At 71.7% G+C, this 25,346-nt stretch carries 22 protein-coding genes; 13 read left to right on the forward strand and 9 right to left on the reverse strand.

Going from position 1 to position 25,346, the window contains the following annotated elements; translation table 11 throughout:
• The first annotated feature begins 9 nt into the window (after positions 1–9).
• The 4 genes from GWK15_RS08770 (at position 10) to GWK15_RS08785 (ending at position 5,686) form a co-directional block, all read left to right on the forward strand.
• On the forward strand, positions 10–1,032 hold the full coding sequence (locus tag GWK15_RS08770; RefSeq protein WP_168040910.1) for an ABC transporter substrate-binding protein: 1,023 nt from the start codon (positions 10–12) through the stop codon (positions 1,030–1,032).
• A complete protein-coding gene (locus GWK15_RS08775) occupies positions 1,029–3,239 on the forward strand; it encodes an ABC transporter permease (RefSeq protein ID WP_168040911.1) in 2,211 nt (736 codons plus the stop codon). The genes GWK15_RS08770 and GWK15_RS08775 overlap by 4 nt, the downstream gene beginning before the upstream one ends.
• Positions 3,240–3,363: 124 nt before the next feature.
• Positions 3,364–4,428, forward strand: coding sequence for an ABC transporter ATP-binding protein (locus GWK15_RS08780; protein WP_168040912.1), 1,065 nt, complete (start codon positions 3,364–3,366; stop codon positions 4,426–4,428).
• A 58-nt stretch (positions 4,429–4,486) separates the two neighbouring features.
• A complete protein-coding gene (locus GWK15_RS08785; protein ID WP_168040913.1) occupies positions 4,487–5,686 on the forward strand; it encodes a patatin-like phospholipase family protein in 1,200 nt (399 codons plus the stop codon).
• A gap of 16 nt (positions 5,687–5,702) precedes the next feature.
• On the opposite strand, the gene GWK15_RS08790 is transcribed toward GWK15_RS08785, so the two are convergent.
• The 3 genes from GWK15_RS08790 to GWK15_RS08800 form a co-directional block, all read right to left on the reverse strand.
• The gene (locus tag GWK15_RS08790; RefSeq protein WP_168040914.1) at positions 5,703–6,608 is read right to left on the reverse strand and encodes a dioxygenase family protein; all 906 of its coding nucleotides are present in this window, start codon (positions 6,606–6,608) and stop codon (positions 5,703–5,705) included.
• An 83-nt stretch (positions 6,609–6,691) separates the two neighbouring features.
• Positions 6,692–7,339 (reverse strand): polysaccharide deacetylase family protein, encoded by a 648-nt coding sequence (locus tag GWK15_RS08795; protein ID WP_168040915.1) that lies wholly within the window; start codon positions 7,337–7,339, stop codon positions 6,692–6,694.
• A 5-nt stretch (positions 7,340–7,344) separates the two neighbouring features.
• Positions 7,345–8,763, reverse strand: coding sequence for an amidase family protein (locus GWK15_RS08800; RefSeq protein ID WP_168040916.1), 1,419 nt, complete (start codon positions 8,761–8,763; stop codon positions 7,345–7,347).
• A gap of 109 nt (positions 8,764–8,872) precedes the next feature.
• Between GWK15_RS08800 and GWK15_RS08805 the strand changes: the two genes are divergently transcribed.
• Positions 8,873–9,820 (forward strand): alpha/beta hydrolase, encoded by a 948-nt coding sequence (locus tag GWK15_RS08805; RefSeq protein WP_168040917.1) that lies wholly within the window; start codon positions 8,873–8,875, stop codon positions 9,818–9,820.
• Between the two features lie 11 nt (positions 9,821–9,831).
• The gene (locus GWK15_RS08810; RefSeq protein WP_168040918.1) at positions 9,832–10,773 is read left to right on the forward strand and encodes an AEC family transporter; all 942 of its coding nucleotides are present in this window, start codon (positions 9,832–9,834) and stop codon (positions 10,771–10,773) included.
• Here the strand turns inward: GWK15_RS08810 and GWK15_RS08815 are convergent, their stop codons facing one another.
• Positions 10,774–12,264 (reverse strand): M81 family metallopeptidase, encoded by a 1,491-nt coding sequence (locus GWK15_RS08815; RefSeq protein ID WP_168040919.1) that lies wholly within the window; start codon positions 12,262–12,264, stop codon positions 10,774–10,776.
• Between the two features lie 4 nt (positions 12,265–12,268).
• On the reverse strand, positions 12,269–13,510 hold the full coding sequence (locus GWK15_RS08820; protein ID WP_168040920.1) for an NAD(P)/FAD-dependent oxidoreductase: 1,242 nt from the start codon (positions 13,508–13,510) through the stop codon (positions 12,269–12,271).
• A gap of 143 nt (positions 13,511–13,653) precedes the next feature.
• On the opposite strand from GWK15_RS08820, the gene GWK15_RS08825 reads away from it, so the two are divergent.
• The 3 genes from GWK15_RS08825 (at position 13,654) to GWK15_RS08835 (ending at position 15,815) form a co-directional block, all read left to right on the forward strand.
• Entirely contained in the window at positions 13,654–14,610 is a 957-nt protein-coding gene (locus tag GWK15_RS08825) for an MBL fold metallo-hydrolase (protein WP_168040921.1), read from the forward strand.
• Positions 14,611–14,688: 78 nt separating this feature from the next.
• Entirely contained in the window at positions 14,689–15,216 is a 528-nt protein-coding gene (locus GWK15_RS08830; protein WP_168040922.1) for a thiamine pyrophosphate-binding protein, read from the forward strand.
• On the forward strand, positions 15,213–15,815 hold the full coding sequence (locus GWK15_RS08835; RefSeq protein ID WP_338147216.1) for a thiamine pyrophosphate-dependent enzyme: 603 nt from the start codon (positions 15,213–15,215) through the stop codon (positions 15,813–15,815). Before GWK15_RS08830 ends, GWK15_RS08835 begins: the two co-directional genes overlap by 4 nt.
• Positions 15,816–15,986: 171 nt before the next feature.
• Here the strand turns inward: GWK15_RS08835 and GWK15_RS08840 are convergent, their stop codons facing one another.
• Both GWK15_RS08840 and GWK15_RS08845 read right to left on the reverse strand, forming a co-directional pair.
• A complete protein-coding gene (locus tag GWK15_RS08840) occupies positions 15,987–16,271 on the reverse strand; it encodes a hypothetical protein (protein WP_168040923.1) in 285 nt (94 codons plus the stop codon).
• Positions 16,272–16,310: 39 nt separating this feature from the next.
• Positions 16,311–17,384 (reverse strand): LLM class flavin-dependent oxidoreductase, encoded by a 1,074-nt coding sequence (locus tag GWK15_RS08845; protein WP_168040924.1) that lies wholly within the window; start codon positions 17,382–17,384, stop codon positions 16,311–16,313.
• Between the two features lie 129 nt (positions 17,385–17,513).
• Between GWK15_RS08845 and GWK15_RS08850 the strand changes: the two genes are divergently transcribed.
• The 4 genes from GWK15_RS08850 (at position 17,514) to GWK15_RS08865 (ending at position 21,725) form a co-directional block, all read left to right on the forward strand.
• Positions 17,514–18,377, forward strand: a complete 864-nt coding sequence (locus tag GWK15_RS08850) for a thioesterase family protein (RefSeq protein ID WP_168040925.1) — start codon at positions 17,514–17,516, stop codon at positions 18,375–18,377.
• Between the two features lie 79 nt (positions 18,378–18,456).
• On the forward strand, positions 18,457–19,437 hold the full coding sequence (locus GWK15_RS08855; RefSeq protein ID WP_168040926.1) for a Bug family tripartite tricarboxylate transporter substrate binding protein: 981 nt from the start codon (positions 18,457–18,459) through the stop codon (positions 19,435–19,437).
• A 66-nt stretch (positions 19,438–19,503) separates the two neighbouring features.
• Positions 19,504–20,838 (forward strand): LLM class flavin-dependent oxidoreductase, encoded by a 1,335-nt coding sequence (locus tag GWK15_RS08860; protein ID WP_168040927.1) that lies wholly within the window; start codon positions 19,504–19,506, stop codon positions 20,836–20,838.
• Positions 20,839–20,894: 56 nt separating this feature from the next.
• On the forward strand, positions 20,895–21,725 hold the full coding sequence (locus tag GWK15_RS08865) for an NADPH-dependent oxidoreductase (RefSeq protein WP_245211508.1): 831 nt from the start codon (positions 20,895–20,897) through the stop codon (positions 21,723–21,725).
• 104 nt (positions 21,726–21,829) lie between these two features.
• Here the strand turns inward: GWK15_RS08865 and GWK15_RS08870 are convergent, their stop codons facing one another.
• Together GWK15_RS08870 and GWK15_RS08875 are read right to left on the reverse strand one after the other, a co-directional pair.
• Positions 21,830–22,777 (reverse strand): UDP-glucuronic acid decarboxylase family protein, encoded by a 948-nt coding sequence (locus GWK15_RS08870; RefSeq protein ID WP_168040928.1) that lies wholly within the window; start codon positions 22,775–22,777, stop codon positions 21,830–21,832.
• A gap of 136 nt (positions 22,778–22,913) precedes the next feature.
• Positions 22,914–25,289 (reverse strand): PAS domain-containing protein, encoded by a 2,376-nt coding sequence (locus GWK15_RS08875; protein ID WP_168040929.1) that lies wholly within the window; start codon positions 25,287–25,289, stop codon positions 22,914–22,916.
• Positions 25,290–25,346 lie beyond the last annotated feature (57 nt).

The raw sequence follows: 25,346 nt of genomic DNA on the forward strand, positions 1-25,346 counted from the left end.
GGACATGACATGACGAAGCGCATCATCGCCGCGGCGGCGGCCCTGCTGCTGCCGGCCTTGCCGGCTGCGGCACAGGGCCAGCTGAACCTCTACTGCTCGGCCACCATCGAATGGTGCACGCCGATCGCCCGCGGCTTCGAGCGCGAGAGCGGTATCCGCGTCGTGCTGTCGCAGAAGTCGACCGGCGAGATGCTCGCGCAGTTGCGCGCCGAGGCCCGCAATCCGCGCGGCGACGTCTGGTGGGGCGGCACCGGGGACCCGCATGTCGCGGCCGGCGAGGAAGGCCTGACCCAGCCGAACGAGAGCCCGCGCATCGCGGAACTGTACGACTGGGCGCAGGCGCAATGGCGCCAGACCCAGGGGCGCACGGTCGGCGTCTATGCGTCGGTGCTCGGCTTCGGCTTCAACACGGAACTGATCGCCCGGCGCAACCTGCCCGCGCCGCGCTGCTGGTCGGACCTGGTGAACCCCGTCTATCGGGGCGAGATCCAGATGGCGAACCCGAACTCCTCGGGCACCGCCTACATCGTCATCGCGACGCTGGTGCAGATGATGGGCGAGGAGCCGGCCTTCGACTACCTCAAGCGCGTGCACGCCAGCATCAACGCCTATCCGCGCAGCGGCACCGCGCCGATCACGGCGGTGGCGCGCGGGGAGACGGCGGTCTCCATCTCCTTCGTGCACAACGCCGCGGAGGAAGCGGCCGCCGGCTTCCCGGTCGGCCACGCCGTGCCCTGCGAGGGCACCGGCTACGAGATCGGGTCGATGTCGATCATCCGCGGCGCGCGCAACCTGCAGAATGCGCGGCGCTTCTACGACTGGGCCCTGTCGGCCGAGGCGCAGACGGCGGCGAGCCGCGAGGCGCGCAAGCTGCAGACCATGGCGAACCGCGCCGTGCCGCTGACCGACGGCGCGCCGAACATGGCGACGGCGCGGATCATCGACTACGACAATGCACGGTTCGGCGCCTCGGCGGAACGCCGCCGGCTGCTCGACCGCTGGGACCGCGAGGTGGGCGCGCTGCCGCGATGAAATCCGCATCCTCCCTGCTGATATGGTCCGCCGCCGCGCTCGGCATCCTCGTCCTGCCCTGGCACATGCAGCAGGACGGGCTGACGCTTACCGGCCTGGTCGGAGTGGGGCAGGAGGATGCGGAAGCCGCGTCCGCCCTGTGGCAGGCGGTCGCGCACAGGCGCTTCTGGTTCTGGCCGGTGATCGCCGCCCTGGCCGTCGCCCTGCCGGGCGCGCTGCCGTCGGGTAACGCGCGGGCGCGCTCGGCCTTCCTGGTCTGGGGCGGGCTGCTCGGCCTCGCGGCGATCGTCGCGCAGGGCCTCGCGATCGGGGTGCAGGGCTGGTCCTATCCCTGGCTGACGGAGATGTTCGGCGAGCTGGACGACCGCCAGTTCGGCATGGGCCTGGGCGGCACGGTCGCTTTCTTCGCCTTCGTGCTGCTGCTGACCGACGGGCTCGCGCTTCGCGGGTATTTCCGCGGCGATCGCTTCGTCTCGGGCGCGGTGGGCGTCCTCGTCGCCTCGATCCTGCTGTTCACCGCCTGGCCGGTGCTGACGGTGTTGTCGCAGATGTTCACCCCGCGCGGGGACCTCGGCGTCGCCGCCGCTTTCGCCGACCGGCTGGTGGACCGCAAGATCTGGGGCCTGGCCTGCGTCACCGGCAACGTGAACTGCGGGGTGTTCTGGAACACGCTGCTGCTCGCGACCTCGACCGCCACGGCGGCGACGATGCTCGGCCTGTGCTTCGCGCTGATCGTCACGCGCACCGGCTTCCCGATGCGGCGGGGGCTGCGGCTGCTGACGGTGCTGCCGATCATCACGCCGCCCTTCGTCATCGGCCTGGGGCTGATCCTGATCTTCGGGCGCTCGGGCGTCGTGAACCAGATCGCGGAGGCGGTGTTCGGGCTGCAGCTCGGGCGCTGGATCTACGGCTTCGCGGGGGTCTTCCTCGCCCAGGTCTTCTCCTTCACGCCGACCGCCTTCCTGGTGCTGATCGGCGTGGTGGAGGGCATCTCGCCGACCATGGAGGAAGCGTCGCAGACGCTGCGGGCGAGCCGGATGCGCACCTTCTCGGCGGTGACGCTGCCGCTGATGCTGCCGGGCCTCGCCAATGCCTGGCTGGTGGTCTTCGTCGAGAGCCTCGCGGATTTCGGCAACCCGATCGTGCTCGGCGGGTCCTTCGGCGTGCTGTCGACCGAGATCTTCTTCGCCGTGGTCGGCGCCCAGCAGGATTTCGGGCGTGCGGCGGTCCTGGCGGCGGTGATGCTGGTGGTCGCGCTGGTCGCCTTCATCATCCAGCGCGCGGTGGTCGGCACGCGGTCCTATGTCTCGCTGACCGGCAAGGGCGATGTCGGCCTGCCGACGCCGCTGCCGCGGCGCATCCGCATCCTCGCCTTCTCGATCGCCATTCCCTGGGCGGTGCTGACGATCGTGGTCTATGCCATGGCCATGGCCGGCGCCTTCGTGCGCGTCTGGGGCCGCGACTGGACGCCGACGCTCTCGCATTTCCAGCGCGCCTTCGCTTTGGAATGGGGCCCGACCGGAGGGTTGATCTTCTCGGGCGGCGCCTGGCATTCGCTGTTCACCACGATCCAGCTCGCCGCCATAGCAGCGCCCGTCACGGCCGGGATCGGGCTGCTCGCCGCCTGGGTGCTGACGCGCCAGCGCTTCGCCGGGCGCACCGCGCTCGAATTCGCGCTGATGCTGACCTTCGCGGTGCCGGGAACCGTCATCGGCGTCGCCTACATCCTGACCTTCAACATCCCACCGCTCGAGATCACCGGCACGGCGATGATCCTCGTGATCTGCTTCGTGTTCCGGAACCTGCCGGTGGGCGTAAGGTCGGGCGTGGCGGCGATGAGCCAGCTCGACAAATCGCTGGATGAGGCAGCGGTGACGCTGCGCGCCTCGACCTTCCGGGCGATCCGCACGGTGGTGCTGCCGCTGCTCAAGCCCGCCATCGTCACCGCGCTGGTCTATTCCTTCGTGCGCGCGATGACGACGGTCTCGGCCGTCATCTTCCTCGTCTCGGCGCAGTACGAGATGGCGACGGTGTTCATCATCAACCGCGTCATCAACGGCGATTACGGACTGGCCATCGCCTATTGCGCGGTGCTGATCGTGCTGATGATGAGCGTGATCGGCCTCATCAACCTGCTCGTGGGCAGCCGCCGGCTCGGGCGCCGGCAAGCCGCCCCGCCCGCACTTCCGGCCGGAGGCCGCGCATGATGAACGTTTTCGACCGGGCCGGCTTACGGCCCGAAGGGCCGAAGCCGCGAATGCGGCCCGCGGCAAGTGCCGCGAAGCCAAGCCGCGCGGATGCGCGGCGCCCGGCGTTTGAGGGGCTCGCCATATGACTCGTAAGACCGGCGCCGAGGTGCGCCTCGAAGGCATCGGCAAGCGCTACGGCCAGGTGCAGGCGGTCAAGCCGCTGGACCTGGTGATCGAAGGCGGGACGCTGGTGACGCTGCTCGGCCCCTCCGGCTGCGGCAAGACGACGCTGCTGCGCATGATCGCGGGCCTCGAGCAGGCGACGGACGGCCGGCTCTTCATCGGCGGGCGCGACGTGACGCTGCTGCCGGCGGGCGAGCGCAACGTCTCCATGGTGTTCCAGTCCTACGCGCTGTTCCCGCACATGTCGGTGCTGGACAATGTCGCCTATGGCCTCGTCTCGTCCGGCATGCGCAAGCGCGACGCCCATGCGAAGGCCGAGGCGGCGCTCGAGACCGTTGGCCTCAAGGGTTTCGGCACGCGCCTGCCCTCCGAGATGTCCGGCGGCCAGCAGCAGCGCGTCGCGGTGGCGCGCGCGCTGGTGCTGGAACCCGAGGTGCTGCTGTTCGACGAACCGCTGTCGAACCTCGATGCGCGGCTGCGGCGGTCGATGCGGGAGGAGATCCGCGCCCTGCAGCAGCGGCTTGGCCTCACCGTCGTCTACGTCACGCACGACCAGTCGGAGGCGCTCGCCGTCTCCGACCGCATCGTGGTGATGCGCAATGCCGAGATCGCCCAGGCCGGCACGCCCGAGGAACTCTACACCCGCCCCAGCTCGGTCTTCGTCGCAACCTTCATGGGCGAGGCGAACCGCGTCCCCGGCACCATCGAGAGCGTGACGGGCGGCACGGCGCAGGTCGCCATTGGCGGCATGCGCGTCGGCCTGCCGGATCGCGGTTTGCAGCCCGGCCCGGCCGATGTCGTGATCCGGCCCGAGGCGATCCGCATCATGCCGGCCGATGCCCCCGACACGCTGCCCGCGACCGTCTCCCGCGCGACCTACATGGGCTCGCACACGGAATACCTCTTCGCGACCGAGGTCGGGGAACTCTTCGCCGTCGGCCCGCAGCGCCTGTCGCGGCACCGGGAGGGCGAGCAGGTGCGGCTCGGCCTCGACCTCGAAGGCGTTGTGCTCGTCGCGCCCTGAGATTGACAGTGTGCGGCCGATGCCCGACGCCTTCGGCATCGGACAACGGAACGACCGAATGGACCGGACCTTGGCGCGACGTCGCGGCCTCCTGGCCCTGGCCGCCGGCGGCACGCTGGCGACGGCCGGCTGCGCGGGGCCGGTGCGCGGCCCGGCCGTCCCGCGTGCCGAGACCGCCCAGGCGAGCGTCCTCGGCATCCGCAACGAACGCTTCCTCATCCCGCGCGACCTGCCGGCACTGGTGCGGGAATTCGAGGCGGCGGGCGAGCGCCGCACGCGTCGCCGCGCCGCCGCGGGGCTGGGTCCGGACGACCGCTACGGCATGCTCGCCGTCTCCGGCGGCGGGGAGGACGGGGCCTTCGGCGCCGGGCTGCTCTGCGGCTGGACCGAGCAGGGCTCGCGGCCGGTCTTCGACCTCGTCACCGGCGTGTCCACCGGCGCGCTGACCGCGCCCTTCGCTTTCCTCGGCCCCGGCTGGGACGCACCGCTCAAGAGCGTCTACACCGACATCACCCCGGCCGACGTGCTGCGGACGCGCTTCGTCACGGCCGCGCTCACCGACGATGCGCTGGCGGACAATGCGCCGCTGTTCGGCACCATCTCGCGCCACCTCGACGAGCGGATGCTGGCGGCCATCGCCGCCGCCTATGCCGAAGGACGGCTGCTGCTGGTCGGCACGGCAAATCTCGACGCGCAGCTGCCGGTGACGTGGAACCTCGGTGCCATCGCGGCGAGCGGACATCCTGGCGCGCTCGGGCTGATCCGGCGCATCCTGCTGGCTTCGGCCGCGGTGCCGGGCGCCTTCCCGCCGGTGATGATCGACGTCGCGGTGGGCGATCGCGCCTACCAGGAGATGCATGTCGACGGCGGCGCCTTCACGCAGGTCTTCCTCTATCCCCGGCGGCTTGCGGAACTGCGGGAGGCGCGGATCCGTCGCGGCCTGCCGGTCGTGCCGGCACGCGCCTACATCATCCGCAATGCGCGGCTCGATCCCGACTGGGCGATGGTGGACCGGCGGACGCTCAGCATCGCCGGGCGGGCGATCAGCACCATGATAGCCTCGGGCGGCTACAACGACATCGTGCGCATCTGGAACACGACGCGGCAGGACGGGGTCGACTTCAACCTCGCCTATATCGGCGCCGACTTCACCGGCACCTACCGCGAGCCCTTCGAGCAGGCCTACATGCGCCAGCTGTTTGACTATGCCTTCGCGCGGGCCAGGCGCGGCTACGACTGGGCGAAGCAGCCGCCCTGACGCGCGAAGGCGGGCCTCAGCCCGCCGGCACCAGGCGCGACGGGTCGGCGCCGACGCGCCCGCCCGATCCGTCCGTCTCGCGCGACATCGCGAAGTCGTAGCGGATGCTCGGGATGCCCGGGATCGGCGCGCCGGGCAGGTCCATCTTCTCCTGCACCACCAGCGAGGCCGAGACGCCGAACACCGTGTCGCTGTCCACATGCGCGTCGTCGGCGAAGTACAGCGCCGTCACGAGGTCGCGGTAACCCGGCGCGGTGACCAGGATGTGGATATGCGCGGGGCGGAAGCCATGCCGGTTCTGCTGCCGCACCATGGTGCCCACCGGCCCGTCCATCGGGATGGAGTAGCCGAGCGGCTTCAGCGTGCGCAGGTGGAAGCGCCCCTCGCCGTCGCAGGCGAACTGGCCGCGCATGTCCATCACAGACGGATCGTGCGCCTGCAGGTCATAGAGGCCCTCGGCATCGGTCTGCCAGACGTCGATCACGGCGTTCGGGATGCCCTGGCCCTCGGCGTTCGTGACCTGGCCGAAGATGACGATCTCCGGGCCGTCGGAATGCGCGGCGATGGTCTCGCCCAGCGCAAGCCGCGGCGCCTGCTCGCGGAAGAAGGGGCCGAGCAGGCTGGTCTCGGTGCCCGCCGCCTCGCGCCCGGTGGCGTCGTGCATGACGTTCACCAGCCGCGACAGGCCAAGCACGTCCGACAGCAGGATGAACTCCTGCCGGATCGGCGAGCAGGCCTGGCCGACGGCGGTGAGGAAGGCGATGCCCTGCAGCCATTCGTCGGGCGTCAGCCGCACCTCGCGCGCGAAGGCGTGCAGGTGGCGCACGGCGGCTTCCATGATCTCGCGCATCCGCGGGTCGGGCGTCGCGGCCATCTGGGCGATGACGGCGTCGGTGATCTCGTTGGCGTCGAGGTCCTGCACTGCTTCCTCCTGTCCGTCCGGCGCCGCTCCGGCAGCGGTCGGCTGTCGTTCCCCGGCAGCCTGGGCGCCGCGGGGCGGGCCGGTCAACCGCTCGTCACATAGGCATCGAGGTCCGCCGTCGCGACACCCCGGCGCATGAGGATGCAATCCTCCGGGATCTCCTGGCGGAAGGTCGCGCCGGCGTCGGCGAGGCGGCCCAGAAAGGCGTCGAGATGCCGCATGCCGCCATTCGGGAGGTCGTGCAGCACCAGCAGGGGCGCTTCCTGCGCGAGGCACCGTGCCATGCCGCGCTCGGGCCATCCCTCCGGATCCTCCCAGTCCTGTGTCACGACCGACCAGGTCACCACCGTCGCGCCCGATGCGGCGAGATGGTCGCGCGCCTCCGCGCTCAGCAGGTGGGGGCCGAGCCGCCCGCCGCCGCCGACCGGGCGGAACATGCGGTCGGGGTGGGCGAGGGCGCCGATCAGCGCCTCGGTCCGCCCGATCTCGGCTTCCGCATGGCCGGGGTCCTCGCGGCGGCCGAGCGGCCCGCCATGGGTGAAGGTGTGATTGCCGATCCAGTGGCCCTCGGCATGGGCCTGCTCGGCGAGGTGCCTGCGCGCCGGGTCCGCGAGCCATTTGCCGAGGACGAAGAAGGTCGCGCGCAGCCCGCGCCGGCGCAGCACCTCGAGCACGATCGGCGTCGCGTCCGGGTCCGGGCCGTTGTCGAAGCTGAGCGTGACGGTCGGCATCGCCGTCACACGCGCGGGTCGATCGGCGTCGGCATCGGGCAGGCGGCCTCGATCACCTCCGCGGCGTCGAGGATGAGGTCCTCCCGCCAGCGCGCCGCCATGAGCTGCACGCCCATCGGCAGCCCCTCCGCCAGGCCGGTCGGGACGGAGACGCCCGGCAGGCCGAGCAGCGGCGCGGCGAGCATGGGCAGCTGCGCCCGGAAGACGCTGTCGAAGGCCTGCTGCCCCGCCACGTCGAGGCCCTGCGGGAAGGGCGGCTCGCTCGAGACCGGCAGCAGCAGGATCGGATAGGTCTTGAGGAACTGCGCCCATTGCCGCTGGCGCGTGGTGCGGCGGGCCGCGACCGCCGTCCAGGCCGCGAGGTCGAGTTGCGGCGCCCGCGCCATCATGGCGTCGAAGGTCTCCCGTGCGCCGCCGTCGGCCACCTTCATGAAGGCGTCGCGGAGGTGGATGCGGCCCTCGGTGCGGCTCAGCGCCTCCCAGTCCGTGGCGGTGCCGGGGAAGTCGGGTGGCGCGGCTTCCTCGACCGCATAGCCCGCGGCGGCGAGGATGCGGCCGGCGCGCTGCACCGCCTCGGCGACTGCCGGATGCACGCCGGTCCCGGCCGGGTCGACGCAGAGCGCGACGCGGATCGGCCGCGGCGGCGGCGGGCCGTCGAGCGGCGCCGGCATCCACCAGGGGTCGCGGATGTCGCCCTCGGCCATCACGGACAGCGCCAGGCGCAGGTCGCGCACCGAGCGCGCCAGCGGCCCCTGCGTCGACATCAGCTGCGCCGAGAGCGGCCGTTCCCCACCCATGGTCGGGTTGTAGGCCGGGATGCGCCCGAAGGAGGGACGGATGCCTGCCACGCCACAGGCATAGGCGGGGTAGCGCACGGATCCGCCGAGGTCGTTGCCATGCGCGATCGGCCCGATCCCTGCCGCGACGGCGGAGGCCGCGCCGCCCGAGGACCCGCCCGGCGTATGGCCCGCATTCCAGGGATTCAGCGTGCGGCCATGCAGGTCGTTCTCGGTGAACCAGCGCATCGACAGCGCGGGCGTGTTGGTGCGCCCGAACAGGATGGCGCCGGCGTGGCGGAGGTTGCCGACGACGGCGCTGTCCTCCGCCGCCACCAGGTCGCGCAGCCCGACACAGCCATTGCTGGTGGCGCAGCCCTTCTGGTCGACATTGATCTTGGTGCTGACGGGCACGCCGTGCAGCGGGCCGATCGCCTCCCCGCGCGCCAGCGCCGCGTCGGCGGCATCGGCGGCGGCACCGGCTTCCGCATCGAGCACCTGCACGACGGCGTTCAGCGCCGGGTTCACCGCCGCGCAGCGAGCCAGAACCGAGTCCGTCGCCTCCCGCGCCGAGATGGCCTTGAGGCGGATCGCCCGGGCCATGTCCACGGCGTCCCAGCGCCAGGGTTCGGGCGGAAGGTGCTGCATGGCGGCGTCCCGTGGTTGTCGCGTGGGCGAGCATAGGATCACCCGCCCGCGCGTTGACAGGGGCGCCCCGGCACGGTCCGCTGCCGCGCCCCCCGAGGAAGGATCCCCGATGCCGCTCGACCCAGGTGCCCAGCGCGTTCTCGACCTGATCCGCGAGGTCGGACGGCCGCCCCTGCACACGCTGAGCCCGGTCGAGGCGCGCGCGGCCTCCGCTGCGTCCCGCAAGGTGCTGCAGCCCGACCCGCAGGAGGTCGCGGAGGTCGCCGACCTGACCTGTCCCGGCCCGGCCGGTCCGATCCCGCTGCGGCGGTACCGGGGCCTCGGCGCGCCGTCGGGTGCGCCGCTGCCGTGCCTGCTGTTCCTCCATGGCGGCGGCTGGGTGATCAACGACCTCGACAGCCACGACCAGCTCTGCCGCGCGCTCGCCAATTACACCCAGGCGATGGTGATCGCCGTCGACTACCGGCTGGCACCCGAGGCGATCTTCCCCGCCGCGGTGGACGACGCCGCCGCGGCGCTGCGCTTCGTGGTGGCGGAAGCCGCATCGCTCGGCATCGACCCGGCGCGCATCGCGGTGGGCGGGGACAGCGCGGGCGGCAACCTCGCCGCCGTGCTCGCGCTGATGGGGCGCGACGGGACGCTGCCGGCGCCGGGCTTCCAGCTGCTGCTCTACCCCGCGACGGACATGGCGGGGAACACGCCGTCCTACCAGCGCTTCCTCGAGGGCTATCCGCTGACCACGGCCACGATGCGCTGGTTCATTGACCATTACATCCCCGACCACGCTCAGCGCATCGACTGGCGGGCCTCGCCACTTCGCGCAGCCTCGCTGGCCGGCACGCCGCCCGCCTTCGTCATGACCTGCGGCCACGACCCGCTGGTGGATGAGGGCATCGCCTATGCGCGGCGGCTCGACCAGGAAGGGGTCAGCGTCACGCACCTGCATGTCGCGGACCAGATGCACGCCTACCTGACCATGGGGCGTTTCATCCCGGCCTCGGACCTGACGCTGCGCCAGGCGGCCGCGGCGCTGCGGGTGCATTGGGGGATCGGCTAGGCGCGCGCCGCGTGCTGCATTTCCTCGCGCTCTGCCTGCCGATCTTCGCGGTGGTGGCGATCGGCTACGGCGCGTCGCGACGACGGATGGTCTCGGCGGAGATGGTCGATTCCATCGGCCTCTTCGCCTTCTACATCGCGCTGCCGGCGATGCTGTTCCGGCTGATGGCCGCGCAGCCGCTCGCCGAGAGTTTCGAGGGTGTCTACTTCGCCGGCTATCTCTCGTCCTGCCTGGTCGTCTTCGGCGGCACCATGGTGGTCGCGATGGCGCTGGGGCGTCGGCGGCCCTATGCGGCCGCGCTCGGCGCCGCGGCTGCGATGGGCAATGTCGGCTACCTCGCGCCGCCGCTGCTGCTGCCGATCCTCGGGCCGCGCGTCGCGGGGCCGGTCGCCATGGCGATCGTGGCCGAGGTCGCGGTGATCATCGCCATCGGCAGCGTGCTGATGACGCGCGCCGAGGCGGGGCAGGGGCTCGCGACGCTGCTTACGCGCGTCGCGGGGCTGGCGCGCAATCCGGTGATCCTCTCGGTCTTCGCCGGCGCGGCCATGGCGGCGACGAGCCTGCCGGTCCCGGACGCGATCGACCGTTTCCTCGCCTTCCTCGGCGGCGCGGCGGGGCCGACGGCGCTGTTCGCGCTGGGCGGCACGCTGGCGCGCCTGCATGTCGGGCGGAACCTGGTGGCGCTGGCGAGCGCGGTGTCGCTCACCAAGATCGCGATCTATCCGGCGCTGGTCTGGTTGGTCCTCGGGTCGCTGCTCGGGCTCGACCGGGCTTGGGTCGCGGCCGGCGTGCTGCTCGCGGCGATGCCGACCGCGACCAACGCCTTCGTCCTGGCGCAGAGCAACGGCACCGCGGCGGACGAGGTCTCGGCCGCGGTGCTGCTGTCGACCATGCTCGCCGCCTTCGCCTTCCCCGCTACGGCCTGGCTGCTGGCGCTGCCGGTTCCGCCCTGATCAGGCGAAGGGATCGGGCGGGTCGCCGTAGGGGTAGAACTTCCGCACGTCGAGGTGCTCGTAGGGCAGGGCCTCGAGCCGCACGGTGCCGAGGAAGGGTTCGTCCGGTTCCACCAGCCGGATGGTCGGCGCGAAGCCGCTGTCGTCGAAGCCGCGGCGGAAATGCACGCGCGACTTGATGGCGATGACGTCGTAATCCGCCGCGCGCAGGCCGAGCGACCAGAGCTCCTCCGGTTCCATGATTTGCACCAGGAAGGGGCTGAGCACGACGACGTTGCCGTCCCCGAAGCGGATCGCGATCCAGGACTGCCCGGTGCCGGCCGCACGACGGGATGTCGCGCCGGCGACGAGCAGGACCTCGCCCACGATACGCACCGGATCGCCGGCGGAGGGATCGATGCGGCCGCCGATCTCGACTTCCACCGCATCGCCCGGCTTCGCGTCGGCCAGGGACGCGATCGCCTCCGGCGCCGCGATGGTCGCGACCAGGGTGCGCGACAGGCCCTGGGCGATGATCTCCCGCAGCAGCCAGGTGGCGTAGCCCGAGCGGTCGCTGTGGTCGGCGAGCACGACCGGCCCGCGGCCCTCGGCGACGGCCTGCTTCGCCATCGCCACGCCCTCGGCGATGCGATGCACCTTGGCGCTGGCGAGCAGATCCGCCCGCCGCCGCCAGGCCCAGCGGCCCATGTCGTCCGCGATGCGGCGCGCGAGCTCCGGCTTGCCGTTGGTGATGACCTGGAAGGTCATGCCGGCATCGGGCACGTCGCTCCAGGGGAAGCCGAAATAGACATTGACGAACACGTCCGGCTCGCGCGCTTCCCAGGTCAGCGCGCGCTGCACCAGGTCCGACCAGGGCGAGGCGCCGGTCCATTGCAGCACGGTGGGCGAGAGGATCGGCAGCTTCAGCGTGACATGCGCGGGCACGTAGTCGCCACGGATGGCGCGCACCAGCATCCGCGCGGCGCGCTCCCCCTGCAGGTGCATGTCGTAGTGGGGAAAATACTTCACGCTGAAGGCGAGGTCGGCGTGGCGGAGGAATTCCGCATCCTCGTTGCCATGCGGGTCGAAGGTGGCGGCGATGCGGGCCTTGGGACCCAGCACCTCGCGCACGCGGCGCGCGATCTCGGCTTCCGGCCGCGGCACGCCGCGCACGCCCATCGCGCCATGCAGCGCGAGGTAGGCGCCGTCGACGGGGCCTTGCGCCTCGAGGTCCGCGATCTGCCTGCCGAGGAATCGCTCGAAGGCCTCGTTGGTGATCCAGCCCGATCCCGTCCCGGTCTTCGGCCAGAGCGGGGAGTCGATGCCGACCAGCTCCACGCCGTCGAATTCGCGCGCGACCTGCACGAAGCCGCCCATGTAACCCTTGGGGTCGGTGGCGAGCAGCGCCTCCCCCGCCGCGGGCGAGCCAGGGTAGCGGAAATCCTCCTCCGTCGTGTCGAAGGGCAGGAAGGTGACGGTCTCGTGCGCGAATTGCAGGACGGCGATGCGCATGGGCTCAGAACCGATCGGCGCGATACGGTTCAGGGTCGATGAAGGGTGTCTCTCCGTCCATCATCTCCGCGATCAGGCGTCCGGTGGTCGGGCCGAGCGTGAAGCCCTGATGCGCGTGGCCGAAGGCGCACCAGAGCCCCTGCTGCCCCGGGAATTTCCCGATGATGGGCAGCATGTCGGCGGTGCAGGGGCGCACGCCCATCCAGGGCTCGCGTTCCACCGGTTCACCGAGCGGCAGCAGCGTGCGGGCGACGGGTTCCGCGCGCGCCAACTGCACAGGCGTCGGCGGCTCGTCCACGCCGGCGAATTCCGCACCCGTCGTCAGCCGCACCCCGGCGCGCATCGGGGCGAGAAGGAAGGCGCTTTCGGTATCCAGGATCGGGCGGTTCAGCACCGCATTGCCTTGCATGTGGAAATGCCGGTGGTAGCCCCGCTTGCCGAAGGTCGCCGGCGCATAGCCGAGCGGCTTCGTCACCTTGTCCGCGAAGGCGCCGAGGGCGATCACCGCCTGCTCGGCCTCGGCAGGCCCGTCGGCGGTCTGCACCCGCCAGCCGCTGCCGGCGCGTGCGAGGCTCGCCGCGTCCCCGATCACGAAGCGGCCCCCTTCCTCGAGGAACAGCCGCGCATAGGCCATCACCAGCCCATGCGGATCGCTGACCGAGACCGGATCGGTCCAGTGGATCGCGCCGTGTCGCGTCTTGAGCAGGTGCGGCTCGGCCGCCGCGAGCGCCTGGCTGTCCAGCACCTTGTAGTTCACGCCATGGGTGCGGTGCCCTTCCTCGGCCTTCGCCACCGCGGCGGCGAGGGACTTCTCGTCCGAGAACATGCGGATCCAGCCGATCGGGCGCAGCAGTGGCATGGCGTCCGTGCCGCGCGCGAAGGCGTAATGCTCGTCGAGGCAGGTCTCGATCAGCCTGGCATAGGCCTCGGCGATTTTCGCATAGCGGTGCGGCTCGGAATTCCACCAGTAGCGCAGCAGCGGGGTCGCGAGCGCCGGCAGGGCGCTCCAGTGGTAATAGGCGTCGATCGACTTGTTGCGCGCGATGCGCAGGATCTCGGAGGTGTCGCGCGGGAAGGGGTGGGGGTGCACCGCCTCGCGCTGGATCAGCCCGCCATTGCCGAAGGAGGCGCCCTCGCCGGGCTGCTGGCGGTCGACCAGCAGGACGTCGTGGCCGCGGCGGCGCAGGTGCAGGGCCACCGAAACGCCGACCATTCCGGCGCCGAGGACGATCGCCGTCTTGGGCATGTGGCAGGTATCCTTCGCGTGAAGGCGTCAGTTTGGGTGTGTCCGGCGCGGTCGATCAAGGTGCCGGGCCTCGGTTTCCGGCGTGATTGGCGCTGCGGTGGCGCCATGCCAGGATCGACCCAAAGCAATTCAGGGAGGACACCATGGCGCATGTGAACCGTCGCGACCTTGCCCTCGGCGCGGCCGCCTTCGGCCTGCTGCCTGCCGTCGCCGCCGCGCAGGGCGCGGCACCCGCCGCCACCCAGGCGCCTGGCTTCCATCGCTTCAAGGTCGGTGGCTTCACTGTCACCGTGGTCAATGACGGCTTCGCGCGCCGCAACGTCGAAGGCCTCGTGCTCAACGCGCCGGTCGAGGAGGTCCGCACCGTCCTCGCCGAGAGCTTCCTGCCCACCGACCATTACATCGGCCCCTACAACGTCACCTTCGTCGACACGGGGCGGATGCTGGTGATGTTCGACGCCGGCACCGGCGCGCAGATGGCGCCGACCGCGGGGCGGCTGTCGGCGAACATGCAGGCGGCCGGTATCGACCCCGCGCGGGTCGGGCTGATCGTCATCACGCATTGCCACCAGGACCACATTCACGGCCTGACGACCGCGGACGGCCAGGCCGTGTTCCCGAATGCCGAGGTTGCGCTGGCCGAGCCCGAATACGCCTGGTGGGCCGATGCCTCCAACGCGACGCGCAGCCCGGAAGGCCAGCGCGTCAACTTCGCCAACTTCGCGCGGCGCTTCGCGCCCTATCAGGGCCGCATCCGGCGTTTCGGGGCGGAGGCGGAAATCGCCCCCGGCCTGCGGGCGGTCGCGGCGCATGGCCACAGCCCCGGCCACACGGTGGTCCATGTCGCGGACGGCAACGAACAGCTGCTGCTGCTCGCGGACATCACCCACCGGCCGGAACTGTTCGCGCGTCGGCCGGACTATGTCTCGATCTTCGACTTCGACGGGCAGGCGGCCGCGGCGTCGCGCCGGCGCATCCTCGATCGCGCGGCCGCGGACCGCGTGCGCGTCGCGGGCTACCACTTCCCTTTCCCGTCGAACGGCTACATCGCGCGGGAGGGCAACGCCTTCCGCTTCGTCGCGGCCGACTGGAACGCCTGACGCCGGCCAGGGCGCCTTGGCGGCGCTGCCCGGCGGTGCGATACCGGGCGGCGCGAAAAGCCACTGAGGAAGCCTCCCATGACCAGCGCCGAAGGCGCGCCAGCGACCTGGCACGCCATCCTGCGCCAGGCGCTCAAGGACAATGACGTCCGCCTGGTGACCTACGTCCCCGACAACGTGCTGCGCCCGTTGCTCGACGGCATCCATGCCGATCCCTTCTTCACCGCCTTCCCCTGCGCGCGTGAGGAAGAGGCCGTCGGCATCGTGACCGGCGCGACCATGGCCGGCATGCGCGGCGTGGTGATGATGCAGACCTCGGGCTTCGCGACGCTGCCGAACGTGCTGGCCTCGCTGCCGGTGGCCTTCCAGGTGCCGGTGGTGATGGTGGTCAGCGAGCGCGGCACGATGGGCGAGTTCAATCCCGGCCAGGCAATCGTCTGCCGCACCATGCGGCCGATCCTCGATTCCATGGGCATCGAGCACCACACCATGACGCGGCTGGACGAGGCCGCCTTCATGGCCGACCGCACCATCCGCCAGGCCTTCGCCACGCGCTGGCCGGCCTGCCTGATCATCTCCCCGCTGCTGAGCGGAGGCCGCAAGTGACCGACACCACGGACAACCTCCATGTGATGAACCGCGCCGCGCTGACCAAGCGCCTGGTCGCGGGGCTGAAGAACCGCGAAGCGGTGATCGGCGGCATCGGCAATTCCAACTGGGACCTCTGGGGCGCCGACAAGACCCGGGGCGAGAACTTCTACATGCTGGGCAGCATGGGCCTCGCCGCGCCGATCGCCATGGGCGTGGCGCTGGCGCAGCCGAAGCGCCGTGTCTTCGCGCTCGAGGGCGACGGGTCGCTGCTGATGCAGTTGGGCTGCCTGTCGACCATCGCGGCGCAGGCGGTGAAGAACCTGTGCGTCGTGATCTGGGACAACGGCATCTACCAGATCACCGGCGGGCAGGGGACACCGGCGGCGGCGGCGCGGACGGACATCGTCGCCATCGCGCGCGCCTCGGGCATCGCCCATGCGTCCTGGGCGGCGGACGAGGCGGAGTTCGACGCGCTTATCGCCAAGGCGCTGGCCACCGACGGGCCGCACGTCATCGGCGTGAAGATCGACAACGAGCCAGGCCGGAACCAGACCGACCGCGATCCGATCCGGTTCCGCGAATCCTTCATGCGGGCCATGGCCCAGCCGGTCTGACGGATTGGAGGGGCGCTGCCCCTCCGAGCCACCCGGCAGGGGCCTGCGGGTCCCTGCAGCGCGCATGGGGGCTCGACATCTGGCTTCGGTGCCAAGGACCGGTTTCCAAAGGCCCTTCGGCCTTTGGCGGGGTGAGCCCGAGAGGGGCGGGGACCCTCTCGGTCCGACCCTTCAGATCATCTGCCCCCGCAGGAACCCCAGCGCCGGCAGCGGCGTCCATTTCCGGGGCAGGTCGGCCCGGCGAATCGGTGTCACGGAATAGTTCGGAATTGGCTGCTTCGCGCGCACCAGCCAGTCGGCGTAGGCCTTCACCTGCTGGTCCCGCCAGGCGCGGTCGTCCAGCGCCTGGGTGCGGGACCGGAAGACCTCCGCGATGCGGCTCTTGCGCCCTACCGTCGCCACGACGGCCCAGAGCGTGTCGTCATCCCCGCCACGGACGTTGACCAGGATCCCCACGCGGCAAGCCTCTCAAATCCTGCCCCGCGGGGTCAAGCGTCAGGCGGCGGCCGGGGCCAGGCCGATCCGGTCCAGCGGCCCGAATTCCCGTTCCAGCAGGGGCTTCACCTGCCGCTGCCAGGCCTCGATCGATCGCATGCCGGTCGCGGGGTCCATGTCCCCCACCTGGACCTGCAGCAGGTAGTGGCAGGGGGCGGCGGCACGGATCTCGGCGGCCATGCGCGCGGCGACGGTGGCGGCGTCGCCGACCATCATGTGCGCGCCCATCTCCTCGAGGCTCGGCTCGCCCTCCCATGTCTTCTCGATGATCATGCCGCCGTCCATTTCCTGTTCCTTGCGGCGCAGGCTCTGGGACAGGCGGATCTGCCAGCGGGTGTTCTCAAGGAAGCGCTGCGCCTCGGCCGTGTCGTCGGTGACGCAGAAGGGGCGCATGGCGCCGAAGCGCAGCGTCTCGCCGGTCTTGCCGGCGCTGCGGCGGATTCCCTCGAAGCGCGCGCGGGCGGCGGCGAGCATCGCCGGCGTGAAGTGCCGCGGCGTGACCATCACCACGCAGTCGCGCTGCGCGGCGTAGCGGTGCAGGTCGGGGTTGTCGCCGGCGACCCAGATCTCCGGCATGCCGCGCACCGGGCGCGGGGCGATGTGCGCGCTGGGCATGCCGTAATGCGTGCCGGCATGGGCGAAGGTCTCGGCCGCGAAGGCCTTCTCCATCATCTCCATCACCTCGAGCAGCCGGGGCGTCGATTCCGCAAGGTCCTGGCCGAAGCGCTCGAACTCGTAGGGCTGGTAGCCGCTGCCGATGCCGAGCACGAGCCGCCCATGCGTGAGCGAATCCACCATCCCGATCTCCGCGATCAGGCGGGAGGGATGATAGAGCGGCACGATCACGACGCCCGAGGCGAGGCGGATGCGCGAGGTCTCGCCCGCCAGCCGCGCGACCATCATCAGCGGTGACGGGCAGACGCAGTAGTTGGAGAAATGGTGCTCGGCGAACCAGGCGATCGAGAAGCCCGCCTGCTCGGCGGCCTTCACCTGCGCGACCGTGACGTCGTAGATCTCGGCGGTCGACCGGCCGCGCGTGCGGTAGCCCATGAGGTTGAACAGGCCGACATCCATGGACGCGTTCCCTCGTTTCCTTCGTTGTCGCGCATGGTCCCGCGAAGCACGGGTGCCGGCAAGGGCGGGCGGCTTGCCCGCGCGGGCCGGTCGCGCTGATCTGCCGGACGAACCAGGGGAGAGACGCGCGTGATCGTGATCGGCCGGGGTAGCGTGCAGCAGGAGGAATGCGACGTGATGGGGCACATGAATGTGCGCCACTACGTCGCGCGCGTGACGGATGCCCTGGCCTGGTTGCTGCTCGAGGCCGGCCTGCCGCCGTCGCGCGCCGGCTTCGCCGTGCAGGACCAGCACATCCGATTCCTGCGCGAGATGTCGCCGGGCACGCCCTTCACCATCCTGGGCGGCCTGGTGGCCGGGGAGGGCCCACGCGCCCGCTGCTTCGCCGAAATCCGCAACAGCGCGACCGGGGACGCCGCCGCGACCTTCGTGACCGACATCCTCTGCGCCGCCGCGGTCCCGCGCGAGGCCTTCGCGCGGTTGCATGTGGAGGTCCCGGCCCATGCCGCCCCGCGCGGACTTCCCTTCGGCCCGGCCCGGCCGCTGCCGGACCGTGCCACCGCGTTGGCGATAGGCCTGGCGGAGGCCTATCGCGGCGCGGTCCGCGCCGATGAATGCAACCGGGACGGCGTGATGCGCCCGGACGGCGTCATCGCCCGCGTCTGGGACGGGGTGCCGAACCTGCGCAACCGCGGCACCGGCCTCGGCGTGAAGGAGGAAGGCGTCGGCGGCGCGGCGCTGGAATACCGTCTGCTGCACCTCGCGCCACTGCGCGCGGGACAGCTCGTGACGGTCACCAGTGGCCTTCGTGCATTGGGGGACAAGACCTCGACCTGGACCCACCTGCTCCATGACGGCGAGACCGGCGTGCCGGTGGCCGCGGCGGAGGCGGTGGGCGTCGCCTTCGACCTCAAGGCCCGCAAGGCGATCGCCATTCCCGCGGCGCAGCGTGCGGCGCTGGAGGCGCTGCTGGTCCCCGGCCTCGGCCTGTAGCGCCGCGCTGGCGCTGCGCCGTCGCAGCCGGTATGTCCGGCGGAAACCGGCCCGCCGGGCCGCAGGGAGGATGTCCGCCATGACCTTCGCCATCGGCCGCCGCGCCACGCTCGGCCTGATCGCCGCCGGCGCCGCCGTTCCGGCCGCCCGCGCCCAGACCGTGCAGCGCCCCGCCCGCGTCATCGTCGGCTTTCCGCCAGGCGGGTCCTCGGATGTCGTCGCGCGACTCTATGCCGAGCGCCTGCGCGGCCTCTACGCCCCGACCCTGGTCGTGGACGGGCGCGTCGGCGCCGCCGGGCGCATCGCCGTCGAGTTCGTGAAGGGCGCCGACCCGGACGGCCTGACCTACCTTCAGACCCCGGCCTCCATGCTGACGCTGCAGCCGCACGTCTTCCCGCGCGAGGTCCGCTACGACGCGCTGACCGACCTGATCCCGGTCTCGACCGTCTGCTCCTACCCCTTCGCCTTCGCTGTGCCGAAGGATCATCCGGCGCAGACCCTGCCGGCCTGGATCGACTGGGCCAAGGCGCAGCGGACGGAACTGCCCTGGGCCTCCCCGGCCGCGGGGTCCGCGCCGCACTTCATGGGCATCATGCTGGCGAAGAAGGCGGGGCTCACCATGACCCATGTCCCCTTCCGCGGCGCGGCGCCGGCGGTGCAGGACCTGATCGCCGGGCGGCTCACCTGCTTCATCGGCGTGCTGGGCGACGTCTCGCCACACCAGGGGCAGGGGCTGCGGCTCCTCGCCGTCTCCTCGCCGGCGCGCAACCCGCGCTTCCCGGAGGTGCCGACCTTTGCCGAACTCGGCCATCCGGACCTCAACAAGGACGAATGGTTCGGCGCGCTGCTGCCGGCCAACACGCCGGCGCCGATCGTCGAGGGCCTGCACCGCGCGATCCGCGCGGCGGCGGCGACGCCCGAGATGATCGCGGCGCTCGATCGGCTCGAATACATGCCCACGACCTCGGACAGCCCGGCCGCCTTCGCCGCGCGCATCCGGCAGGAGCGCGAGGATTGGGGAGCGGTCGTGCGGGAATCCGGGTTCCGGCCGGAGAACTGACGCGGAAGATCGGGGGGAGAAGGGAACTTCTCCCCCCGAACCCCCCTCAACCTTTTTTGGATCCAGATGCGCGAGATCCGGCTGAACGCCTTCGACATGGCCTGCATCGGCCACATCCAGCAGGGGATGTGGACGCATCCGCGCGACCATTCGATCGACTACCTCTCGCTTGATCATTGGACCCGGCTTGCGCAACTGCTCGAGCGCGGGCTGTTCGACGGGCTGTTCCTCGCCGACGTCCTTGGCGTCTACGACGTGCATGGCGGCAGCCAGGACGCGGCGATCCGCCACGCGGTGCAGGTGCCGCTGCTCGACCCGATGCTGCTGGTGCCTGCGATGGCGGCGGTGACGCAGCATCTCGGCTTCGGCGTGACGGTGAACCTCGCCTGGGAACCCCCGGCGCTGTTGGCGCGGCGCTTCTCGACGCTCGACCACCTCACGCGCGGGCGGATCGGGTGGAACATCGTCACGGGCTATCTCGACAGCGCGGCCCGCGCGATGGGCCTCGACCGGCAGATGGCCCATGACGACCGCTACGACATGGCGGACGAGTTCATGGAGGTCGCCTACCGGCTCTGGGAGGAATCCTGGGCGGCGGACGCCGTGAAGCGCGACCGCGCGACGGGCACTTACGCCGATCCCGCGCGCGTCGCGCGCATCCGGCACGAAGGCCGGCAATACCGCCTCGACGCGCCGCATCTGGTCGAGCCCTCGCCCCAGCGCACGCCCGTGCTCTACCAGGCCGGCGCCTCGGATCGCGGGCGCGCCTTCGCCGCGCGGCACGCGGAATGCGTCTTCATCAACGGTGGACCGAAGGCGCATGTCGCGGGGCTGGTGAAGGACCTTCGGGCACGCGCCGGCACGCGGCCGATCCGCGCCTTCATGGGTGCGACGCTGATCCTGGGACGCACCGCGAAGGAAGCGCAGGACAAACTCGAGGACTATCGCCGCCACCGCAATGTGGAAGCGGCGCTGGTGCACGCCTCGGCCTCGCTCGGCATCGACCTTGCAGCTTACGGGATGGATGACGAACTGCCCGGCACCTCCGAGGCGATCCGGTCGAATGTCGAGGCCCTGCGTGCCGCCGCGCCGCGCGCGACCAAGCGGGCGCTGATCGACCGCCTGGTCCTCGGCAGCCGCCAGCCGCCCATCGTCGGCAGCGTGGACGAGGTCGCGGAGGCGCTGATCGCCTGGACCGACGAGGCCGACATCGACGGCTTCAACCTGTCCCGCACCATCGTCCCGGAATGCCTCGAGGACGTGGTCGACCTGCTGGTGCCTGCGCTGCAGGAGCGCGCGCGCTACAAGCGCGCCTACGCCCCCGGCACCTACCGAGAGAAGCTGTTCGGCGCCGGCCCGCGCCTCGCCGCCCCGCATCCGGCCGCTGCCGTCGCCCGCTGACTTGCCGCGGCGGCGGCCCGCGCTACCTTCTGGCAAACCCCAGGGGATTCCTCGACATGGACGGACATCAGATGCCCGCCGCCGCGGCGGCGCTCACCCTGCGCTATGGCGCCGGCGCCGAACCCAAGGCCGGGCCATGGAGCGACACCATCGCGCTCATGCTCTCCCACCGCTCCGTGCGCGGCTACAAGCCGGATGCGCCGCCGCCGGGCACGCTCGAGACGCTGGTCGCCGCCGCCCAGTCCGCCGCGACCTCGTCGAACCTGCAGACCTGGTCCGTCGTCGCGGTGGACCGGCCGGAGGCGCGTGCCGAGCTCGCCGCCATCGCCGGCAACCAGAAGCACATCGAGCAGTGCCCGATCTTCCTCGTCTTCCTCGCCGACGTATCGCGCAACGGGCGGCTGGCGGCGCAGGAGGGGACCGAGCTCGCGGGCATGCCCTACCTGGAATCCTTCCTGGTCGCGGCGATCGACGCGGCGCTCGCGGCGCAGAATGCGGTGGTGGCGGCGGAAAGCCTCGGCCTGTCGACGGTCTATATCGGCGCGCTGCGCAACGACGTGACGCGGGTCGCGGCGCTGCTTGGCCTGCCGCCCGGCGCGACGCCGGTCTTCGGCCTCTGCGTCGGCTACGCGGCGCCGGGCCGCGAGGGTGAGGTGAAGCCGCGCCTGCCCCAGGCCGCGATCCTGCACCGCGAGACCTACGACGCCGACGACCAGGGCCATCGCGCCGCCTACGACCCCCGCATGGCGGAATTCTCCCGCCGCAACGAGATGGCCGGCGACACCTGGACCAAGCGCGTCATCGCGCGGCTCGGCACGATGAAGGCGCTGAACGGGCGCGACCGGCTCAAGGAGAAGCTGATCGCACTGGGCTTCCCGCTGAAGTAATCGCTGCGTCGCGCGCGGAGGCATTGCCTTCGCGCGCGACGGGGCGGCCGGATCCTCGGCCTCGCCGTTGCGGGTCGCGGCGCCCCGCCTGACGCGGTCGCGCCTTACCGCCGGATCACGCCGTCGAAGTACGCCACCGTCCGGCGCAGCCCTTCCTCGAGCGGCACCTTGGGCTCCCAGCCGAGCAGCCGCTTGGCCAGCCCGATATCGGGGCAGCGCCGCGTCGGATCGTCCTGCGGCAGCGGCCGCTGCTCGAGCCGCGCGCCCTCGCCGCACAACGCGATCACGCGGTCGGCGAGCTCACGCACCGTGATCTCGTGCGGGTTGCCGAGGTTCACCGGACCCGTGACGTCATCCGGCGTGTCCATCAGGCGCATCAGGCCTTCGACGAGGTCGTCGACGAAGCAGAAGGAACGCGTCTGCGTGCCCTCGCCATAGATCGTGATCGGGTTGCCCGACAGCGCCTGGACGATGAAGTTCGACACCACGCGACCGTCGTTGGGGTGCATGCGCGGGCCGTAGGTGTTGAAGATGCGCGCCACCTTGATGCGTACGTCGTGCTGGCGCTTGTAGTCGAAGAACAGGGTCTCGGCGCAGCGCTTGCCTTCGTCGTAGCAGGCGCGGGGCCCGAGCGGGTTCACGCTGCCGCGGTAATCCTCGGTCTGCGGATGCACCTCGGGGTCGCCATAGACCTCGGAGGTCGAGGCCTGCAGCACCTTCGCCTTCACCCGCTTGGCCAGGCCCAGCATGTTCAGCGCGCCGCTGATGCTGGTCTTGGTCGTCTGCACCGGATCGAACTGGTAGTGCACCGGGGAGGCCGGGCAGGCCAGGTTGTAGATCTCGTCGACCTCCACGTAGAGCGGGAAGGTCACGTCGTGGCGCATCGCCTCGAACTGCGGGTGCTGCAGCAGGTGCGCGATGTTGTCCCGCGTGCCGGTGAAGTAGTTGTCGACGCAGAGCACCTGGTGCCCTTGCGCGAGCAAACGTTCGCAGAGATGGGACCCGATGAAGCCGGCCCCGCCCGTCACCAGCACACGCTTGCGAGACATCATGCCGCAGCACTCTCCCTGACCGTCGAAGCCCCGCCCGGCAGCGGGGCGTGGCGTGGTGCATGCCCCCGATCCGGGGGACCGGCCCGCGCCGCGGCGCCCTTCTGGGGCAGACGCGGCCTGCGGGCAAGCGGGACGGTCAGGCCTGCCCGGCGGTTTCCAGGGCGGGCAGCCCGGTCCGGAAGCGCATCACCACCCGCACGCCGTCCTCCGGGAAGGTGAGGCTCACATCCGCCCCCGGCCCGAGGTCATGGATCAGCCCGCGTTCGAGCAGGCGCATGCCGAAGCCGCGCCGGTCCGGCGTCGGCGGGATCACCGCCGGGCCGCCGCTCTCGTGCCATTCGAAGCGGGCGACGCCGTCATCCCCGCGCGACCAGGTGACGTCCACCTCCCCGCCCGGGCGGGACAGGGCGCCGTGCTTGATCGCGTTGGTCGCGAGCTCGTGCAGGGCCAGGATCAGCGCCTGGGCCTGGCCGGCATCGACCTGGATGCGCCCCGAGCCGCTGACGCGGACCGGCCGCCCGGCCTCGATCCACGGCGCCAGCCCGGCCGAGACGACCCTGGCGAAATCGACCTTGTCCCAGCCCTGGGCGGCGAGCAGGTCGTGGCTGCGCGTCAGCGCCTGCAGCCGGCCGACGAATTCGCGTCCGAAGGACCCGGTGTTGGAGGAACCACGCCGGACCGATTGCGCGGCGATCGACTGCACCGTCGCGAGCGTATTCTTCACGCGGTGGTTCAGCTCGGTCACCAGCAGCTCGCGCGACCGCTCCGCCCGGACCCGGTCGGTGACGTCCTGCAGCACCGCGGACACGCCGGTCACCACCCCCTGCGGGTCCTTCACCGGATGGCAGGATGCGAGCCAGTGCCGCAGGTTCTGCACCGCCCCCGGCGTCTGGCCGGCGCAGGTGACGTCGAGCACCGGCCTGCCGGTCGCCAGCACCTCCTTCTGCGCGGCCTCGATCGGGCCGGCGAGGCCCTCGGGCATCACCTCGTGCGGGGTGCGCCCGACATGGGCCTCGGGCGGAAGGCCGCTGATCGCGGCGAAGCGCGCATTCACGTTGACGAAGCGGAGCGCGTTGTCTACCAGGGCCAGGCCGACCGGGACGGTGTCGTAGACCGCGCGCAGCTCGGCCACGGTCTGACGCACCTGGGCCTCATTCACGCGGTGAGCGGCGGCCGACCCACGCGATTCCGTGACGTCATGGATCGCCCCGGCCCATTCGGTCAGCGTGCCTTCCTCGTCGGTGATCGGCACGCCGGTGGCGCGGACCCATCGCCATTCGCCCTCCTCGGCGCCGCTGCGCAGGCGGAACTCGACGCCGATGGCCCCGCGCGCGACGAGGGCGCGGCCCCATTCGGCGAGCGTCGGCGCCCGGTCGTCGGGATGGACCATCTCGATCCAGCCATCGCCCCGGAAGGCGGGCGATGCCTGGCCGGTCAGCCCCGCCCAGCCGGGCGCCTCGGTCCAGCCGCCCGTGGCATCGGCGCGCCACAGCACCAGCGCCCCGGCTTCGGCCAGCGCACGCAGGCGGCGTTCGCGCGTCTGCGCGGCCTGCTGGGCGGCGGCGAGCGCGGCGCCGAGCTCGGCGAGCTCGGCCGGCGCCTCGATGCTCGGCGGCGCCGGGGCGGAGGCATCGCCGCGCAGCATCTCCGCCACCGTCGTCGCATGGCGCGTCAACTCGGTGATGGGGTCGAGCATGGCGGCGCGGGTCCGCAGCACGGCGAAGGCCGCCATCAGCAGGGACACCGCGATGGTGCCCAGCGTCACCGGCAGTAGCCGGGTGAGCGGCAGCGTGGCCGCCGAGACCGGCTGCCAGGCGACCGCGCGCCATTCGGGCGCTTCGGTGAGGAAGGCGATCGCCACGCGCACCGCGGTGCCACGCCCGGTCGTCGCGCCGCGCACCTCGCCCTGGGGCATGACCGAGACGTTGCGCCAGTCGGGCAGGTCCTCGGGGCCGCCGCCGCGCTCCGCGATGGCGCGACCGCGGCTGTCCAGCAACGCGACGGGCCCGCCCGGCGAGGCCGGCAGCAACCGGTCGGCCTCGAGCGGCGTGCTCAGCACCGCCTCGGCCCGTCCGTCCCGCAGCTGCGGCACCAGCAGCATGGGCGGCAGGGCCGTGTTGTTGGGACCGACAAGCACGTCGCTCACCCGCGGGCGCCCGGTCTCGATGGCCCAGAGCCCGGCGGCGACGGCCGGCGTCGACGCCAGCGGCGTGCCGAAGGGCTGCGTGGTGTCGACCATCATGCCGAGGCCACGGTCCAGGACGCCGACCGGGGCGCCGACCGCCTCGGCCACCCGCCGCGCGGCCGCGTCGGTCGCTTCGAGTTCTTCCAGGCTGCGTTCGCCATCGAGCGCGCCGCCGAAGGCCTGCAGGGCGAATCGGCGCGACTGGATCTCGGTGTCCGCCATGCCGGCGGCCGCGCGGGCCGTGGCGTTCAGCCTGACGATCGCCTCTTCCTCGACCCAGTCGTGCAGGAAGGTGCCGATGAGCGCGCCTCCGAGCAGGAGGGGCACGATACCGGCAAGCGCGACAATACGAAGACGCCCCGCGAGGCCGGGACGAGTGGAAAC

Source organism: Neoroseomonas oryzicola (assembly GCF_012163135.1).
Lineage (GTDB): Bacteria > Pseudomonadota > Alphaproteobacteria > Acetobacterales > Acetobacteraceae > Neoroseomonas > Neoroseomonas oryzicola.